20 protein-coding genes are annotated in these 16,785 nt (G+C 71.3%); 3 read left to right on the top strand and 17 right to left on the bottom strand.

Annotated elements, in window-relative coordinates; genetic code table 11:
* Positions 1-52: 52 nt before the first annotated feature.
* Entirely contained in the window at positions 53-1,369 is a 1,317-nt protein-coding gene (locus C5H89_RS14080) for an HNH endonuclease signature motif containing protein (protein ID WP_104107622.1), read from the top strand.
* Here the strand turns inward: C5H89_RS14080 and C5H89_RS14075 are convergent.
* From C5H89_RS14075 to ftsE, 5 genes are all read right to left on the bottom strand, one after another.
* Positions 1,351-2,298, bottom strand: coding sequence for an amidohydrolase family protein (locus tag C5H89_RS14075; RefSeq protein ID WP_104107621.1), 948 nt, complete (start codon positions 2,296-2,298; stop codon positions 1,351-1,353). The genes C5H89_RS14080 and C5H89_RS14075 overlap by 19 nt on opposite strands.
* Before the next feature lies 1 nt (position 2,299).
* Positions 2,300-2,779, bottom strand: coding sequence for an SsrA-binding protein SmpB (gene smpB / locus C5H89_RS14070; protein WP_104107620.1), 480 nt, complete (start codon positions 2,777-2,779; stop codon positions 2,300-2,302).
* Positions 2,780-2,870: 91 nt separating this feature from the next.
* Positions 2,871-4,154, bottom strand: coding sequence for a M23 family metallopeptidase (locus C5H89_RS14065; protein WP_162799378.1), 1,284 nt, complete (start codon positions 4,152-4,154; stop codon positions 2,871-2,873).
* 54 nt (positions 4,155-4,208) lie between these two features.
* Positions 4,209-5,120: a permease-like cell division protein FtsX gene (ftsX, locus tag C5H89_RS14060; protein ID WP_101523815.1), complete on the bottom strand. Its 912-nt coding sequence runs from the start codon at positions 5,118-5,120 to the stop codon at positions 4,209-4,211.
* Between the two features lie 19 nt (positions 5,121-5,139).
* Entirely contained in the window at positions 5,140-5,829 is a 690-nt protein-coding gene (gene ftsE, locus C5H89_RS14055) for a cell division ATP-binding protein FtsE (protein WP_104107618.1), read from the bottom strand.
* 250 nt (positions 5,830-6,079) lie between these two features.
* On the opposite strand from ftsE, the gene C5H89_RS14050 reads away from it, so the two are divergent.
* Positions 6,080-7,111 (top strand): aldo/keto reductase, encoded by a 1,032-nt coding sequence (locus C5H89_RS14050; protein WP_104107617.1) that lies wholly within the window; start codon positions 6,080-6,082, stop codon positions 7,109-7,111.
* A 62-nt stretch (positions 7,112-7,173) separates the two neighbouring features.
* Here C5H89_RS14050 and prfB read toward each other — a convergent pair whose 3' ends face one another.
* The 10 genes from prfB to C5H89_RS19520 all read right to left on the bottom strand — a co-directional run bounded on the left by prfB (position 7,174) and on the right by C5H89_RS19520 (position 13,825).
* Positions 7,174-8,292, bottom strand: coding sequence for a peptide chain release factor 2 (prfB, locus tag C5H89_RS14045; RefSeq protein WP_104107616.1), 1,119 nt, complete (start codon positions 8,290-8,292; stop codon positions 7,174-7,176).
* 72 nt (positions 8,293-8,364) lie between these two features.
* Entirely contained in the window at positions 8,365-8,934 is a 570-nt protein-coding gene (locus C5H89_RS14040; protein ID WP_104107615.1) for a CAP domain-containing protein, read from the bottom strand.
* A 122-nt stretch (positions 8,935-9,056) separates the two neighbouring features.
* On the bottom strand, positions 9,057-9,497 hold the full coding sequence (locus tag C5H89_RS14035) for a Tad domain-containing protein (RefSeq protein WP_104107614.1): 441 nt from the start codon (positions 9,495-9,497) through the stop codon (positions 9,057-9,059).
* Between the two features lie 17 nt (positions 9,498-9,514).
* Complete coding sequence (locus C5H89_RS14030; RefSeq protein ID WP_104107613.1) at positions 9,515-9,961, bottom strand: hypothetical protein; 447 nt, start codon at positions 9,959-9,961, stop codon at positions 9,515-9,517.
* Positions 9,958-10,410 carry a TadE/TadG family type IV pilus assembly protein gene (locus C5H89_RS14025; RefSeq protein ID WP_104107612.1) on the bottom strand — a complete coding sequence of 151 codons (453 nt, stop codon included), beginning with the start codon at positions 10,408-10,410 and terminating at the stop codon, positions 9,958-9,960. Before C5H89_RS14025 ends, C5H89_RS14030 begins: the two co-directional genes overlap by 4 nt.
* Before the next feature lies 1 nt (position 10,411).
* Entirely contained in the window at positions 10,412-10,606 is a 195-nt protein-coding gene (locus C5H89_RS14020; RefSeq protein WP_338418211.1) for a hypothetical protein, read from the bottom strand.
* A 95-nt stretch (positions 10,607-10,701) separates the two neighbouring features.
* Positions 10,702-11,643: a type II secretion system F family protein gene (locus C5H89_RS14015; protein WP_104107611.1), complete on the bottom strand. Its 942-nt coding sequence runs from the start codon at positions 11,641-11,643 to the stop codon at positions 10,702-10,704.
* Positions 11,640-12,455 carry a type II secretion system F family protein gene (locus C5H89_RS14010; RefSeq protein ID WP_240181875.1) on the bottom strand — a complete coding sequence of 272 codons (816 nt, stop codon included), beginning with the start codon at positions 12,453-12,455 and terminating at the stop codon, positions 11,640-11,642. The genes C5H89_RS14015 and C5H89_RS14010 overlap by 4 nt, the downstream gene beginning before the upstream one ends.
* 38 nt (positions 12,456-12,493) lie before the next feature.
* Positions 12,494-13,684 (bottom strand): ATPase, T2SS/T4P/T4SS family, encoded by a 1,191-nt coding sequence (locus C5H89_RS14005; protein ID WP_240181874.1) that lies wholly within the window; start codon positions 13,682-13,684, stop codon positions 12,494-12,496.
* Between the two features lie 12 nt (positions 13,685-13,696).
* Positions 13,697-13,825: a hypothetical protein gene (locus C5H89_RS19520; protein WP_275887126.1), complete on the bottom strand. Its 129-nt coding sequence runs from the start codon at positions 13,823-13,825 to the stop codon at positions 13,697-13,699.
* A gap of 259 nt (positions 13,826-14,084) precedes the next feature.
* On the opposite strand from C5H89_RS19520, the gene C5H89_RS14000 reads away from it, so the two are divergent.
* On the top strand, positions 14,085-15,206 hold the full coding sequence (locus C5H89_RS14000) for a matrixin family metalloprotease (protein WP_104107609.1): 1,122 nt from the start codon (positions 14,085-14,087) through the stop codon (positions 15,204-15,206).
* A gap of 22 nt (positions 15,207-15,228) precedes the next feature.
* Here the strand turns inward: C5H89_RS14000 and C5H89_RS13995 are convergent, their stop codons facing one another.
* Entirely contained in the window at positions 15,229-15,918 is a 690-nt protein-coding gene (locus C5H89_RS13995) for a response regulator transcription factor (RefSeq protein ID WP_104107608.1), read from the bottom strand.
* Positions 15,919-15,943: 25 nt separating this feature from the next.
* Positions 15,944-16,774, bottom strand: a complete 831-nt coding sequence (locus tag C5H89_RS13990; RefSeq protein ID WP_104107607.1) for a hypothetical protein — start codon at positions 16,772-16,774, stop codon at positions 15,944-15,946.
* Positions 16,775-16,785 lie beyond the last annotated feature (11 nt).

The following is a 16,785-nucleotide window of genomic DNA, read 5'->3' as shown; positions in this document are numbered from 1 at the left end:
AGACCGTTGCTGTCGACGGATTCACTGTCGTCGTCATGCCAGGAGCCGGTCCATGGAGCCTTCGTCCTCGAGTGAACACCCCGTGCTGGCGTGCACCGACGCGATCGTGGCGGCGCTGCGAGATGTCGCCGGCGCGGACCCGCTCTTCATGACCGTGGCCCAGAAGCGGCAGGCCCTCCTCGCCCTGGATCAGGCCACGACCCGGCTGCACGCCCTCCAGCTCCGGGTCACCGCTGCGTCTGCCGACGTCGCCGACGCGGAGGGACACCGCGACATCGCGGCTTGGCTCACCGCACGCACCCGCGGCCATCGAGCCACCCACCGGCGCACCCAGTGCCTGGCCAACGCCATCGAGCACCGGTGGCACGCACTCGGCCGAGCGCTGGACGAGGGCCGGGTCAACCCGGACCAGGGGCACGCCATCGCTCGCGCCCTGGACGACCTCCCCACGGACCCCGCCAGCGGAGTCACCTCCGTGATCCGGCACCAGGCCGAATCCCACCTGGTCGCCCAGGCCCGCCACTTCGGTCCTGCGGAGCTGGCGCGCCTCGGCGCCAAGATCCTCGAGGTCGTAGCGCCGGACCTCTTCGAGGACACCGAGCGCAAGAAGCTCCTGGACGAGGAGCGTAGGGCCCGCACCGGATGCACGATGTCGATCCGCGACCTCGGCGACGGCACTGCCCTGATCAAGGCGCGGGTCCCGAAGTCCGTCGCCACCCGACTCCAGAGCACGCTCGAGGCCTTCACCTCCCCGCGCCAGCGGGGCACGGGGTCCTCCAGCACAGGAGCATCCGGCAGCGGAGCGCCCGGCCCAGGATCGTCCAATGCAGGGGCGTCCAGCCTGTTGGGCGAGAAGGTGCCCTATCCCACGCGGCTCGGTCGCGCCTTCTGCGCTCTCCTCGAGGGGCTCGACCCCAGCCGGCTCCCGCTGCACGGTGGCGACGCCACCACGCTGGTCCTCACCATGGACCTGACCGCCCTGCTGGAGGGCCTCGGGACTGCCACCCTGCAGAACGGCGAGCGGATCAGCGCCGGAGAGGCCCGGCGGCTCGCCTGCACCGCGAAGCTGGTGCCCGCCGTCCTCGGCACCGCCTCAGAGCCCCTCGACCTCGGCCGCAGTGCCCGACTCTTCAGCCCCGCGCAACGCCGAGCCCTGGCGGTGCGCGACAAGACCTGCCGAGCGGCGGACTGCGACATCCCCGCCACCTGGTGCGAGGCTCACCACCTCACACCGTGGAGTGCCGGTGGCGCCACCGACCTGGCCGACGGCGTGCTGCTGTGCAGCCACCACCATCACCGCATCCACGATGACCGGTACCTGCACAAACGCCTCCCCAACGGGGACATCCGCTATGCCCGGCGCCGGTAGGAGCGCTGGAACAGTGCTGCGCCGTTCTCCCAGCAGACGGCCCGCAACCAGTCGTCCCCGAGGTCGAGTCGCTCCAGCGACTCGAGCTGGTGCAGGTAGGGGTAGGGGATGTTCGGGAAGTCGGAGCCGAGCAGCACCTTGTCCTCCAGGTCCGCCAGCCGCGGCAGCAGGTCCGGCGGATGCACCCCGCCCATGCCCGCGAAGAAGTCGGTGAACGCCATGGTGGTGTCGAGTCGGACCTGCTCGTACGCCTCGGCCAGCGCCAGGAACTCGGCGTACTCCGGGGCGCCCATGTGGGCGATGACCAGCGCCAGGCGCGGGTGCCGCGCCAGCAGCTCGGCGACCGGTCCCGGCCCCGTGTACGGCGTGGCGATAGGGCCGGAGCCCGCGTGCAGCACCACCGGCGTCCCGGCCTCGGCCAGCACGCCCCACGCCTGGTCCAGCAGCGGGTCCGTGACGTGGAAGGCGCCCACCTGCACGTGGACCTTGAAGACCTCCGCGCCGGACTCGATGCGCCTGCGCACGTAGTCGGCCGCTTCCGGCTCGGGGAAGAACGTGGCGCAGTGCAGCGCTTCCGGGGTGCGGCTGGCGAACCCCGCCGCCCAGTCGTTGAGGAACTCCGCCATGTCGGGCTTGTGGGCGTAGGGCAGCGCGCTGAAGTGCCGCAACCCGAAGGAGCGCAGCACCTCGACCAGCGCCTCCTCGGTGTCCCGGTAGCGCAGCGGCCACGGTCGCCCGATCAGCGGACCGGCACTGTCGAACTGCGCCCGGACCTTCTCGATCACCCGCGGCGGCAGGAAGTGGGTGTGGACGTCGAACAGTCCAGGGAGGCCCTGACGGCGGATCCAGTCCCGTACCTGCGCGGCCTCGGCGGCGAGCACCGCCCCCGTGGCTGGCGGGGTGGGACCAGCAGGAGCCTCGTGCGCCACGTCAGTCCTTGAACCCCTTGAGGCGACGCTGGACCGCCTGCTCCTTCTCGCGGTTCGCCTGGCGCTCCGCGAGAGAGTGCCGCTTGTCGTAGGCCTTCTTGCCCTTGGCCAGGGCGATCTCGACCTTGGCGCGCCCGTCCTTGAAGTACAGCTGCAGCGGGACCAGCGTGTAGCCGGAGTCGGAGACCTTGCGCTCGATCTTGGCGATCTCGGCGCGGTTCAGCAACAGCTTGCGCTTGCGGCGCGAGGCGTGGTTGGTCCAGGTGCCCTGGGTGTACTCGGGGATGTGGATCTGGTGGAGCCACACCTCTCCCCCGTCGACCTCGGCGAACCCGTCGACCAGCGAGGCTCGACCCTGCCGCAGGGACTTGACCTCGGTCCCGACCAGGACGATGCCCGCTTCCCACGTGTCATCGATGTGGTAGTCGTGACGCGCCTTCTTGTTCTGCGCGATCGGCTTGGTGCCCTGCTCCTTGGCCATGGGGACATCCTCTCAAGCGCGTCCAGGGGATTGGCGGTGGGCGGCTACCTTCGCCCAGGACCCACAGCCGAAGACCTCACCGCCGAGGCCCTCACAGCCAGTTGCGCGGGTCGACGGTGCTGCCGTTGGCCATCACCGTGAAGTGCAGGTGGCAGCCGGTGGACCAGCCGGAGTCACCGACGTACCCGATGACCTGGCCGCGGGTCACCCGGGCGCCGACTCCGACGGTGTAGCTGGTGGCGTGGTTGTAGATCGTGGCGAGACCGACCCCGGAGACCGCGCCGTGGTCGACCACCAGGCGGCGGCCGTAGACGGTGCTGGAGTAGGAGGAGACCACCCGGCCGTCGGCTCCGGCGTACAGCGGCTGCCCGCAGCCGGCTGCCCAGTCCTGGCCGTCGTGCAGTCCCCAGTAGCCGTAGATCGGGTGGCTCCGGTAGCCGTACGGCGAGGAGAGGGTCCCGCTGACCGGGGAATCGAGGAAGCCGCCGGAGTTGCCCGGCGACGCCGGGCCCTGGTCGCGCTGCTTGGCACGCTGAGCCCGGAGCGCGGCGAGAGCACGACGACGCAGCATGTCGCTGATCTTCGCCTCCTCCTGCTCCAGCTCCGCCAGGGCAGCCTCGTCGGCCCGCTTGGCACGCACCGCAGCACTCTGAGCGGTGGCGCGCGCCCCTACGAGGGAGACGACGGATGCCTTCGCCGCTGCCGCCTCGGCCTCCAGGCTCTGCATCACGACGAGGTGGTCGGCCGCTGCCTGGCGCTTGAGCGCCACCGCCTCCTTCGCGTCCTCGACCTGCTGCTCGCGCATCTTCAGCAGCACCTTGGCCGCCTGCAGCTCCTGGAAGACCCGGGCCTCCCGGTCCACGATGCCGTCGCGCAGCTCGTTCTGCCGCGTGAGGTCAGCCGGTGTCTGGGAGTCCAGCAGCGAGGCGAACGCCAGGAGCTGGGGGTCGCCCTGCTGGTAGAAGTCGGTGACCGTGGCGGTGACCTGATCCAGCTGGTCGTTCATCAGGCCACGGCCCAGCGCGAGGTCCGTCTGCGCCTGCTCCAGGGCAGCCGTCGCCTCGTCCAGCTCGACCTGCATCTGGGCGTCGCGCACCGCGGCGTCCGCCGCCTTGCCCTCAGCGGCCGCGAGTGCCACCTGGGCACCAGCCAGCTGGTCCCGGGCCGCCGCGAGCTTGGCAGTGGCGCGCTGCATGCTGCGGCTGGAGGCGTGCAGCTCGGACTGGGCGGACTTGATGTCCTTCTGGACCTTGCGCTGCTTGTCCTTGAGGTCGTCGGCGTACGCCGAGGGGATGGTGGACACACCGACGGCCATGGTGGCGGCCAACGCGGCCGACACCATCCGTCGGCGCGCGGTACGGGGGAAGTGACGCACCAGGCTGCCTTAGGTGTTCGGGGAAGTGAACCCGTCGACCGTATCGGAGCGAGGTCAGACTTTGAGGTATTTGCGGGTCAGCACGAGTGTCGGCAGCACGGTGAGGATCGGTCCGAGGACCGCGACGGCCAGCACGGCGATGCCGTACTCCCCCGTGCCGATCCAGGGCATGAACTTCAGGTCGTCGCCCGCGCGCTCGTGGATGCCGAACCACATGAAGGCCGCTAGGGCGCCGGAGGCGAGCACCACCCCCGCGAGCGCGGTCACCAAGGCCTCCAGCAGGAACGGCAGCGCGATGTAGAGCGTGGAGGCTCCGACCAGCCGCATGATCCCGATCTCCTTGCGGCGAGCGAAGGCTGCGAGCCGGATCGTGTTGCCCACCAGCAGCAGCGCGGCCAGCACCAGGAATGCGGCGGTGCCCAGCGCCCCCCACTTGAGCGCGTTGATGGAACCGTAGATCGGCGCGAGCGTCTCGCGCATGTCCCGAATGCCGGAGACCCCGTCCAGCCCGCGCACCGCGGACATGATGCCGTCGTACTGCTCGGGGTCGTTGAGCTCGATCCAGACCGACTCGGGCATGTCGTCGGCCGTCGCGGCCGGGTTGGGACCCTCGAAGCGCTCAGGGCCGAGGAGCTCCTTGACCTTGCCGAACGCCTCCTCCTTGGACTCCAGGTGGTAGTCGGCCACCTCGGGGTTCTCCTCGACGACCTTGACGATGGCGTCGCGCTGCGCGCCGGTCACCTCGCCGGTGCAGGCGGCGTTGGAGTCCTTGGCCTTGCACAGCCACACGGTGATCTGCAGCTGGCTGCCCCAGTGGTCGGCAGCCTTGTTGGCCTGCTGGTTCAGCAGCACGCCGAGACCGACCAGGGTGAGGGAGACGAACAGGGTCAGGATGACGGCGAGGTGCATGGACAGGTTGCGTCGCAGCCCCTGTCCGAGCTCGGAGAAGACGTACCGCAGCTGCATGGTGTGGGAGTACCTCTCGTCAGTTCTGGGCGCCGTAGACGCCCTGGGCCTGGTCGCGGATCACGCGGCCGTGCTCGAGCTCGATGACACGCTTGCGCATCTGGTCCACGATGCCGGCATCGTGGGTCGCCATCACCACGGTGGTCCCGGTCCGGTTGATCCGGTCCAGCAGCTTCATGATGCCCACCGACGTGGTGGGGTCCAGGTTGCCGGTGGGCTCGTCGGCGATCAGGATCATCGGCCGGTTGACGAACGCGCGGGCCACGGCGACGCGCTGCTGCTCGCCGCCGGAGAGCTCATCAGGCATCCGGTCACCCTTGCCGTCGAGGCCGACCAGCTCGAGCGTCTCCGGCACCAGGTCCTTGATGTCGGCACGCGAGCGGCCGATCACCTGCAGGGCGAAGGCGACGTTCTCGGTCACGGTCTTGTTGGGCAGCAGCCGGAAGTCCTGGAACACGGTGCCGATGTCCCGGCGCAGCCGCGGCACCTTCCAGCTCGCGAGGCGGTTGATCTCCTTGCCAGCCACGTAGACGCGACCCGAGCTCGGCCGGTACTCGCGGAGCACCAGGCGCAGGAACGTCGACTTGCCGGAGCCCGACGATCCCACCAGGAAGACGAACTCGCCCTTCTCGATATCGACCGAGGCCTGGTCGAGAGCGGGATGGGCGTGTCCGGGATAGGCCTTGGTGACCTTCTCGAATCGAATCACGTGGACCGAGGGTACGCGAGGGGACCAGTCCGTGGCGCCGCCCCGCCGAAAGGGTCCCGCTGGGTGTTGCGAGGCCCACATCGCCGCGGTGGACGATGGCCCTGCGCGGACCCAGAGGGCACGCAGTCCGCCTAGCGGATGGGAGCAACCACCGTCGTCGAATCCCGAGTAGATTACTAGACTTAATACCGAGGGTTAGGCAGGATCCCGTTGATGCACGGGCGAGTGCCTCGACGGAGAGGAAGCACAGATGAGCGAGCACCGCCTGCTGGGCACCACCGGCGTCCACGTCAGCCCCCTGACGCTGGGCACCATGATGTTCGGGGCCTGGGGCAACACCGACCACGACGCCTCGGTCCGGGTCATCCACCGTGCCCTGGACGCCGGCATCAACACCGTCGACACCGCCGACGTCTACTCCCGGGGCGAGTCGGAGGAGATCGTGGGCCGCGCGCTCAAGGGACGCCGCGACGACGTGGTGCTCGCCACCAAGTTCCACGGCGCCATGTCCGACGACGACCCCAACCAGGGCGGCAGCTCGCGGCGCTGGATCATCCGGGCCGTCGAGGACTCCCTGCGCCGGCTCCAGACCGACTACATCGATCTCTACCAGGTGCACCGACCCCGGCCGGAGATCGACATCGACGACACGCTCTCCGCCCTCTCCGACCTCGTCCACCAGGGCAAGATCCGCTACCTCGGCACCTCGACCTTCCTCCCCTCCCAGGTCGTGGAGGCCCAGTGGACCGCCGAGCGGCGCGGCCGCGAGCGCCCGGTGACCGAGCAGCCGCCGTACTCGATCCTGGCGCGGGAGGTGGAGCGCGACCTCCTGCCCACGGCCCAGAAGCACGGACTGGGCATCCTGCCCTGGAGCCCTCTCGCCGGCGGCTGGCTCTCGGGCCGGTACCGCCGAGGTGAGCAGCCGCCCGTCTCGAGCCGCCAGCAGCGCCAACCAGCGCGGCACGACGCGGACCTGCCGGAGAACCGCGCCAAGCTGGAGGCCGTCCACCAGCTCCAGGACCTCGCAGACGAGGCCGGACTGTCGCTGATCCACCTGGCGCTGGCGTTCGTGCTCCGCCATCCGGCCGTCTCCTCGGCCATCATCGGGCCCCGCACGCTGGAGCAGCTGGAGTCCCAGCTGGGCGCTGACAAGGTCTCGCTCTCCGACGACGTGCTGGACCGGATCGACGAGATCGTGCCGCCCGGCACCACCCTCAACGAGGCGGACCGGGGTTACGCACCGCCGGCCCTCGTGGAGCCGGGCCTGCGCCGCAGGCGCTAGTCCAGCTGCACGGACGCCGTACGGAGCACACGGGGGTGGCTCCGTACGGCGTCTCGCCTCGACTAGTCGGCGTCGTCCTGGTCGGTGCCGCGGCGCCAGCGGATGCCGGCCTCGAGGAAGCCGTCGAGGTCGCCGTCGAAGACCGCGCTCGGGTTGCCGACCTCGTAGCCGGTCCGCAGGTCCTTGACGATCTGGTACGGGTTGAGCACGTAGTTGCGCATCTGATCACCCCAGCTCGCCTGCACGTCGCCGCGCATCTCGTCCAGGTGCGCCTTCTCCTCGGCCTTCTTGCGGGCGAGCAGCTTGGCCTTGAGCACCACCATGGCGCTGGCCTTGTTCTGCAGCTGGCTCTTCTCGTTCTGGCAGGAGACGACGGTGCCCGTGGGCAGGTGGGTCAGCCGCACCGCGGAGTCGGTGGTGTTGACCGACTGGCCGCCCGGGCCGCCGGAACGGTAGACGTCGACACGGATCTCCTCGTCGGGGATCTCGATCTCGTCGGTCTGCTCCAGCACCGGGACCACCTCGACGGCGGCGAAGCTGGTCTGACGGCGTCCCTGGTTGTCGAAGGGGCTGATCCGCACCAGGCGGTGGGTGCCGGCCTCGACGGAGAGGTTGCCGTAGGCGTACGGCGCGTGGATGGCGAAGGTGGCGGACTTGAGCCCGGCCTCCTCGGCGTAGGAGGTCTCGAAGACCTCCACGGGGTAGTTGTGCTGCTCGGCCCAGCGGGTGTACATCCGCATCAGCATCTCGGCGAAGTCCGCGGCGTCCACTCCCCCTGCACCGGAGCGGATGGAGACCAGCGCCTCGCGCTCGTCGTACTCGCCGGAGAGCAGGGTGCGGATCTCCAGCGACTCGACAGCCTTGTGGATCTTGGCCAGCTCCTTCTCGGCGTCGGCGAGCGACTCCGCGTCGCCCTCCTCCTGGCTGAGCTCGAGCATGATCTCCAGGTCGTCGATCCGGTCCGAGAGCGCCATGAACCGGTCCACCGTGCCCTGGAGCGTCGAGAGCCTGCCCGTCACCCGGGTGGCGTTCGCCTGGTCGTCCCACAGGTCGGGGGCTGCCACCTGGTCACCGAGGTCGGCGATCTCCCGACGCATCTTGTCCAGGTCGAGCACCTGCTCGATGGTGTGCATGGTCGCCTGGAGCTGCTTGATCTGCGCGTCGAAATCTGGGCCTGCCACGGCGGCAACACTACGGCGCCCCCGGTGACCCTGTCGAAGCCTGGGTCACCAGGCGTGGCGTGGCGTCCGGTCTCAGCGGCCGAAGACCTGGGCGGCGTACCAGCGCCCGTCCGAGCCCTTGGCGGCCCCCACGGCCATCAGCCGGAACTCGGGCCGCAGGATGTTCTCCCGGTGGCCGGGTGAGTTCATCCAGCCCTGGTTGACCACCGCCCGGCCCGAGGAGTAGCCGTAGGCGACGTTCTCCCCGACGCCGCGGAGCCCGCACGCGTCCAGGATGGGACCGAGCTCCTGGTGGTACATCTGCTCCTCCGCGGCCATCCGGTTGGCGTGCCGGGTGGCGAAGCCCGTCAGGCACTTGTTGCGCCGCAGGATCCGCAGGTCCCGCGACGACCGCTGGCGGTTGGTCGCCCCGTGGGCTGCGCGCGAGTAGGCGCTCCCCTTGGCCGTGCGCGCCCCCAGGAGCGCCGCGGCGCGCGCTGCCGGGTACGAGCTCGTGCCGGTACTGCTGCCGGTACTGCTGCCGGTACTGCTGCCGACGGTGCTGACTCCGGCCGGCGTACCGACCGCAGGGGTCGCGCCCGCGACAGCCGCGGAGCCGAGTGGCAGCACGAGCGTGAGGAGCACGGTGGCGAGAGAGCGCATGAGATGTCCCAGCGTGGTGCGTGAGGTCGGGTGGAATGTCTGATCGGGTGCGGTGTGTCGCGCGCCACACTACTGCTCTGCAGGGGCACGTCCCGAGCGCCGCGGGCCTCAGCGCTGCACCGTCAGCGCTGCACCGTCACTGCGGCGCTTCCGGTGGCACCGATGGTGGCGCGCTTGTCGACTCCCGGCACGCGCAGCGGCAGCTCCAGCGGGGCGCGCAAGGTCACCCGGACCACGCCCGCGTCGCGGTCCACCAGCACCTCGTGACGCAGTCCGGGATAGCGCTGGTCCGCCCCCACCGCGACGAGGTAGGCGCTGACGGCCTCGTGGACCTGGCTGCCGACCTGCTCGAGCCGCTCCTCGGGTACGCCGCCCTGGTAGGTCCCCACCGACCCGAGGTCGGCCCCGCGGAGCGCGGCCCCGTCAGCCAGCGAGTCGAGGGACTGGCGTTGCAGGAACGCTGCCGAGGCGTCCACGACGGTGGCCACCGCCAGCAGCAGCACCAGGAAGAACCCGATGATGAGCAGCGAGACCTGTCCCGTCTCCCCTCTCGGGCGCGGCATCCACAACGTCCTGGACATCAGGGGCCGGCCTGGATGTACTGCCCGACCGGGACCGTGTGCCGGGCGTCCAGCGCGAAGCTCGTCTGGCCGTCCTTGAGCGCCTCGGGGAACAGCGGCAGGTCGATGCCCGAGGAGATCTCGACGGTGATCAGGGAGGTCCCGTCGTGGCAGTGGCCCCTGCCGGTGGTGCAGGTGACGCGCACCCGCAGCGGCATCTCGTCGGCTCCCTGGTCGTCCAGGGTCTGTCGCGCCACGGTCCTGGCACGGGCCATCCCCGTCTCGTCGTCCGGGGCGAGGGCATAGGCGCGTCCGGCGGCACGCGCCGCGGCGCTGACCGCGAAGGCCCCCCGCTGGACCTCGAAGACCGACACGATGATCCACACCAGCGGCACGAGCAGCAGGATCCCCAGCCACACGAACTCCACCAGGGCGCTTCCCGACTCGTCCCGGCGTCGCGGCTTCACCCCGCACCCACCGGCTCGGCTGTGCCGGCGACTCGGGCGCCGCCGTCGGGGTCGGGGTCGGGCTCGATGATCGCGTTCCCGCTCACCTGGAACGACACCCCGGGTCCGCCCAGACCCAAGGCCGGCACGGTGACGTCGATGGTCATCCGGTACGCCGGGGCACCCTCGATGTCCACCACCTCGATGGTGGGGTCGGCCGCGAAGTCCTGGGAGACGACCCCCTCGATCTGTTCCCTGGCCTTCGCGATCCCGTCCTCCGGGCTCGACTGCCAGGTCGCGGCGTACCTGGCCCCCTCCGCGGCCGCCGACGCCATGGTGTTGCGCACGTGGAGCACCAGGGCGAGCTGGAGGATGCCCAGGAACAGCGGGAGCAGGATCACCAGGACCAGCACGAAGTCGACGACCGCCGCGCCCTGCTCATCCCGGTGGCCCGGCGTCCGGGCAGGCACGTCAGCCCTTGACACTCGTCAGGGCGGTACGGAGCATCTCCTGCAGCTCGGTCTTGGCGAGGCTGCCGATGACGGTGACGATCCCGGCCGTCATCACCACGATGAGCACCCAGCCGGGCACGTCGCCCCGCTCGTCACGGACTCGGTCGCGCAGGGACGCCGTCAGGCGCAGCATCAGCAGGGTCATCTGGTCCATGTCTCTTCTCCCGTTGGTCGTGCTGTCGTGGTCTGGTGTGCGGGTCGTCCGGCGTCAGTGGTCTCTGCAGTCGTGGGTCGTCACGGATCGCCTCTTCACGAGGTGGTCAGCCGCAGCCCGACCAGGCCCGGGTAGAAGGCGAAGAGCACGGTCACGGGGAGCACCAGGAAGACCACCGGCACGAGCATGAAGACCTCACGGCGTGCCGCGCTCTCGATCAGCTCGCGGCGCCCCGCTTCGCGTACGTCGGCCGCCTGGGCATGCAGCACGTCGGCCAGCGGGGTGCCCCGGTCGATCGCGACCGCCACGCCGTCGGCGAACCGGGCGACGATCGGCAGGCCCGTGCGCACCGACAGTCCGTGGAACGCCAGCGCCACCGACTCCCCGGTCCGGATCCCCGCGAGCACCCGGGCCAGGTCGCCGGAGAGCGCACCGGTGCTGCGCTTCACGACCCGGTCCAGCGCGGACACCGGGCTCTCCCCCGAGGCCACGGCGAGGGCCAGCAGCTCGGCGATGATCGGGAACTCCGCGAGGATCTCCCGCTCCCGGGACGTGGCCTGGTGGGTCAGCCACTGATCCCGCGCCAGCACGCCGGCGGCCCCGGCGAGCAGACAGGTGAGCAGGGCGAGCACCGGGCTCGACGGGCCGGAGAGCGCCCGCAGCACTTGCCACGCCGCGACGGCCGCGAAGGCCATCACGCCCCACATGACCTGGGAGATCCGGAACTCGTGCACCGTCTTGTCGAGGTCGGCCCGCTCCAGCCGCCGCCGTACGGACGGGGCGCCGCCCAGCACGCGCTCGACCAGCGTCGCCGCCTGTCGCAGGCTCGGACCGAAGACCCCGCCAGCCACCGACATCGGCGAGGACGGGGCGGGGCGCAGGCTCGCGGCAGGTCCCGCCTGCGGCAGGTCGCGGACATAGGGCAACACCCGGACGGAGAGCTGGGTACGACGGATCGCGGTGATCCGGGAGGCCGCGAGCAGCAGGCCACCGGCGGCCAGCAGACCCAGGAGAGCACCCGTGAAGGTCGGGCTCATGACAGGATCCGCCGCTCCACGGGCAGCCGACCGATCCGCATCATCACGGCGTAGGCGCCGCAGCAGAGCCCCGCGCCGATGGCCAGCACCAGCGCACCGGACGGAGTCGCGTAGCGGCCGATGAGCTCGGTCTGGGCGGACATCATCAGCAGCACCACCCAGGGGGCCGCGACCGCGAGACGGGCACCGTTGACGGTCCAGGCCTGCCGGGCCTCGAGCTCGGAACGGGTCCGGGCCTCCTCGCGGAGGTAGGTGGAGAGGTTGCGCAGCAGGCGCCCGAGGTCTCCCCCACCGACCTCGCGCGCGATGCGCAACCCCTCCACCATCCGGTCCCCCACCGGGTCTGCCAGGCGCTCCTTGAGCCGGTCCAGGGACTCCCCGAACCGTCCCGTCACCTGGTAGTCCAGCGCGAACTGCGCGAAGGTCTCGCGCAGTGGCTCGGGCCCCGACGTCGCCAGCGCTGCCAGCCCGTCGGGGAGGGAGAGACCAGCACGCACCGCCGAGGCCAGGTTGTCCACCGCCTCCGGCCAGACCTCGGCGAACTCCCGCTGGCGGCGGCGGCCACGACCGGCGAGCACGGCCAGCGGCAGGTACGCCGCCATCGCGGCGAAGGCCACCGCGACGGGCAGCGCACGGGAGAGGATCTGGACGAGCACCAGCACGCAGAAGGAGAGGACCAGGCACAGGCCCAGCAGGCTGGCGACCGAGGTCTGACCCATCCCGGCTCGGGCGAGGAGCTGCTCCAGCCGGCCGGCACCCCGGGCTCGAGCCCGGGGGCGGCGGGGCAGGAAGAACGCGGACCAGATCAGCATTGCCCCGACCCCGAAACCGAGTCCCACCAACGCGCCCATCACAGGGCTCCGGACTGGCTGGCGACCCGGGCAGACCGGGCCGTTCGGGTGGCGCCCTGCAGGATCTCGTGGACGTCGACGCCGATGCGCTCGAACCGCTCGATCCGGTGCGGCATCCCACCGGTCCACCGCAGCTCGCCGCCCCGGCGCTCGAAGACCGGCTCGATCTCGATGACGTCGTTCTCCACCCGGCCGGGCACGGCCACGATCTCGTTGACCCGGCGCACCCCACGCACGTCGATGCCCAGGTGCACCACGAGGTCGACCGAGCTGGCCACCGTGGGTACCACGAACCGTCCCGAGATGTTCTCCCCGGCCAGCAGCGGCAACGTGCACATCTTGACCAGCGCCTCGCGGGCCGAGTTGGCGTGCAGCGTGCACATCCCGGGCAGGCCGGAGTTGAGGGCGAGCAGCAGGTCCAGGCACTCGGCCGCCCGCACCTCCCCCACGATCACCCGCGACGGCCGCATCCGCAGCGCCTCCTTGACCAGGTCCCGGAGCCGGATCTCGCCGGTGCCCTCCAGCCCCGACTGCCGGGTCTGCATCGGCACCCAGTCCGGGTGGGGGAACTTGAGCTCGAAGACCTCCTCGACTGTGATCACCCGCTCCCCACCGGGGATCGCGGCCGCCAGGCAGTTGAGCAGGGTGGTCTTGCCGGCCTGGGTCCCGCCTGCCACCAGCACGTTGAGACCCGCGCGCACCGAGGCCTCGAGGAACGCCGCGGCCGACGGGGTCAGGCTGCCGAGCTCGACGAGCTCACCCAGCCGTGCCGCCTCCAGCCGGAACTTGCGGATGTTGACCGCGGTGAACCCCCGGCTGATGCCCTCCAGCACCACGTGCAGCCGATGCCCTTGCGGCAGCATGGCGTCCACGAACGGCATGCTGAGGTCGACCCGACGCCCGCTCGACTTGAGCATGCGCTCGACCAGCTCGGTGACCTGGGTCCGGGTCAGCACGAGGTTGGTGAGCTCGTGTCGCCCGTGCCTGGCCACGAACACCCGGCTGGGGTCGTTGATCCAGATCTCCTCCACGTCGGGGTCGTCGAGGAACTGCTGCAGCGGACCGAACCCGGCCACCCGCGCCACCAGCTCGCCCACCAGGGCGTCGGGCTCGGCGACCGGCGCCACCACTCCGGTCAGAGACCGCTCGTCGTGCTCGCGGACCAGCCGTTCCGCGAGACCACGCACCACCTCGACGTCCCGCTAGGGGTCGACCCTCTGCTGCCGGACCGCGAGCCGGAGCTGACCGTCGAGCAGCTCGATGACGTCGTGCGGGGCCACCAGAGCGCCCGGCACGTGGCCCCGCTTCGATGCCGCAGACGTCCCCACCATGAGCGGTCCTCCCGAGTCGGCACTGCGACGCCGAAAACGCTAGTGGGACGCGGGCACCGGCATCGGGGGCGTCCACCTCGCCTGTGGACAACGGCGGCGACCTCCGGCTGGTTCACGCCTGAGACGGCGGGCGCAGGGCCACGAGCCCCGGAAAGAACCCCGATATTGATGAGCCGTCCGGCGGCCCCACGAGCACGATGTGGCCTACCTTTGGTCGCACACGGGCTCGTCCCGCCACCTGCAGCGAAGGAGCCCGGCGATGACGTCCCGCTCGCCGGCCCGGACCGGGTGGACCGCTCCGTCCCTGGTGACCGCGCTGGCTCTCGTCCTCGCGGCGATGGGCGCCACCCTCGGCCCCGCACCGGCCCAGCCGGCCTACCCCAGCGGCTCCCGGGACGAGGTCGAGCTGGTCTCCGACGGCATGCGGGTCCCGGCCCCTCGGGCCGGTCCCGGCATCGAGCTCCGCGCACCCGCGCAGGTCGGCACCGGCGGGACCATCGTCATCTCCGGACGGATCCGCAGCGCCCCCCGGTCGCGCACGGTCCGGCTCGCCCTGCGCGGACCCGGCGGCTGGCAGGAGCTCGCCCGCAAGCGGTCGACCCGGGCCGGGCTGTTCCGGCTGCGGGCCTTCGCGGGCGACGTGGACACCACCCTCCTGCTCCGGGTCCAGGTCTCCGCCCCACGGCTGCGGGTCTCCACCCTCAGGCTGCGGGTCGGCGTCGTGGCGTCCAGCACCGGCGAGACCCCGGTGGCCGAGACCCCCACCTCGGACCCCCAGACTCGCTACGACCCCACGGACCCGACCCAGCCCGCGTCGGGCTCACCCAGCGACTGGAGCTACCTGCTGGACACCTCGAGCGCGAGGTGGGACCCGTGCGCACCCATCGGCTGGGGGTACGACGAGGCGGGCGCCTATCCCGGCGCCCTGCTGGACGTGACGACCGCCCTCGCGGGCGTGGCCAGCCGCACCGGACTGACCTTCGCCTACCAGGGCACCGTGGGCGAGCAGCTCAACATCAGCTGGTCCACCGAGGCACAGGACGTGCGCCTGGCCGGCAACGTCGCCGGCTACGGCGGCGCCAGCGCGGTGTCGCTACCCCCGGGCAGCGCGGACGTGGAGCACCAGCTGGTGCGCGGTCGCATGGTGCTGGACTCCGAGGCACGCCTGCGTCCGGGGTTCCGCCTGACCGGGACCCCGACCTGGGGACAGGTGATGCTGCACGAGCTGCTGCACGTCGTGGGGCTCGGGCACGCGACCGGGCCGGACCAGCTCATGTACGGCGTCGCCACCTCGGAGAACCACCGGCTGGGGGCAGGCGACCTCGCCGGCCTGCGTGCCGTGGGCTCGGGCGGCGGCTGCCTGCCCGACCCGCCCAGCTAGTCCGCCCAGCTAGTCCGCCCGGCTAGCCCGTGTGCGTCAGGTTGAGCTCCGTGGCCTGCTGGTACGCCGCCACGGCAGCCAGCTGGGACTTGACGTTGAGCTTCTGGCGGATGGCCCGGACCTGGCTGCGCACCGTGCCCTCGCTGACCCCGCCGCTCTCGGCGATGGTCTTGATGGAGAGCCCTTCCTTGAGCTTCTCCAGCACCTCCCACTCCCGCGGTGAGAGCGCGGAGATCCGCAGGATCAGCGAGCGCTTGGAGTTGCCCAGCCGCTCCCACTCGGCCAGCACCTGCTCCCGGGCCGTCGGGGACATGCCGAGGCCTCCCCGGGAGACCGCGAGCAGCGCCTGGGTCAGCACGTCGAGCCCGGCCGACATCGGCACGATGCCCTGGCACCCGGCGGCGATCAGCGCCCCCCACCGGGCGGGGTCGCGGGAGCCGGTGACGATCAGCCAGCGCATCCGGATGGACTCCACCAGCGCCAGGGCGTCCCGCCACTGAGCCAGGTCGTCGATCTCTGCGACCACCAGACCGACCCCGGCACGGAAGCGCGAGATCTCCCGGCGCACCTCCATCAGCTCCTGGCGGCTGCGGGGGCAATGGATGCTCTCGATCTCGAAGGAGCGAGCGGACAGCGCCACCTCGATGGCCTCGCCCACGAGGTGTCCCTCGGCGATGACGATGACCTTGGGGGCCGCCCGATCCGCGTTCATCTCGCGCCTGGTCCGCGATGGGTGGTCACGAGACGTCCCAGAAGACGTTGTCCAGCGCGCCGTTGAACTGGTCGCTCTGCGTCGCCTCGATCCGACCCCGCCCGTCGACCTTGGCAGCGATACCCACCGGCACCGACCTGCGGAACGACACCGTGCCGACGGGCGTGGCGGTGTGCCAGGACTCCGGTCGTGCCTGCCCGGGTGCGCTCATCGAGAGGGTGAGCCGGCCGTGGCGCAGCTGGCAGTGCACGCGCGTCCACAATCCCGGGACGAGTGGCCGGCCGGCCCGGACCACGGCCGCGCCCTCGCTGCCCTTCACCCGGCAGGAGGGAACGCCCTTGTCCAGCTGGAGCTTGACCTGCGAGGCGTCGCGGTACAGGCCGCGCTGGATCACGTTCGCCCCGTCGTCGGTCGCCGAGGTCCCGCCCTTGGCGTCCAGCTGCACGTCGGCGCCCCACCGGAAGGCACGGTCTCCCGGTGCCAGGGTGTCCTCGCTGCGCGGCCGGACCGTGATCGCCACGGCCGCCACCGGACCCTTGGTCGCGAAGGCCGGGGTACGGGCGGCGTACCCGGAACGACCCGCCACCTTCTCCAGCCGACCCTTGCCCACGGTCCTCACCTTGACCCTGAGCTTGGCGGTGCCCGAGTTCTGCGGAGCGGTCAGGGTGGCGCCCTCAGGTGACAGGCCCTCGTCGAACTCCAGCACGAGCTCCCCGCGAGGGCCGGGCAGGGCGCCGGCCGACGCGGTCTCACCGGCTGCGGTGCAGCCGCTCAGCACCGGGCTCAGGACGAGCAGGATGAAGGCGCCGACTGCTGTGGTCGCCCTGCTCGACAGTCGCCCCGATGCGTCTGCCATCCGTCTCCTCC

It is taken from the genome of Nocardioides sp. 616, assembly GCF_002930065.1.
Lineage (GTDB): Bacteria > Actinomycetota > Actinomycetes > Propionibacteriales > Nocardioidaceae > Nocardioides > Nocardioides houyundeii.
Note: the sequence above shows the minus strand (reverse complement) of the source record. Positions and strands in the feature narration are given on the sequence as shown.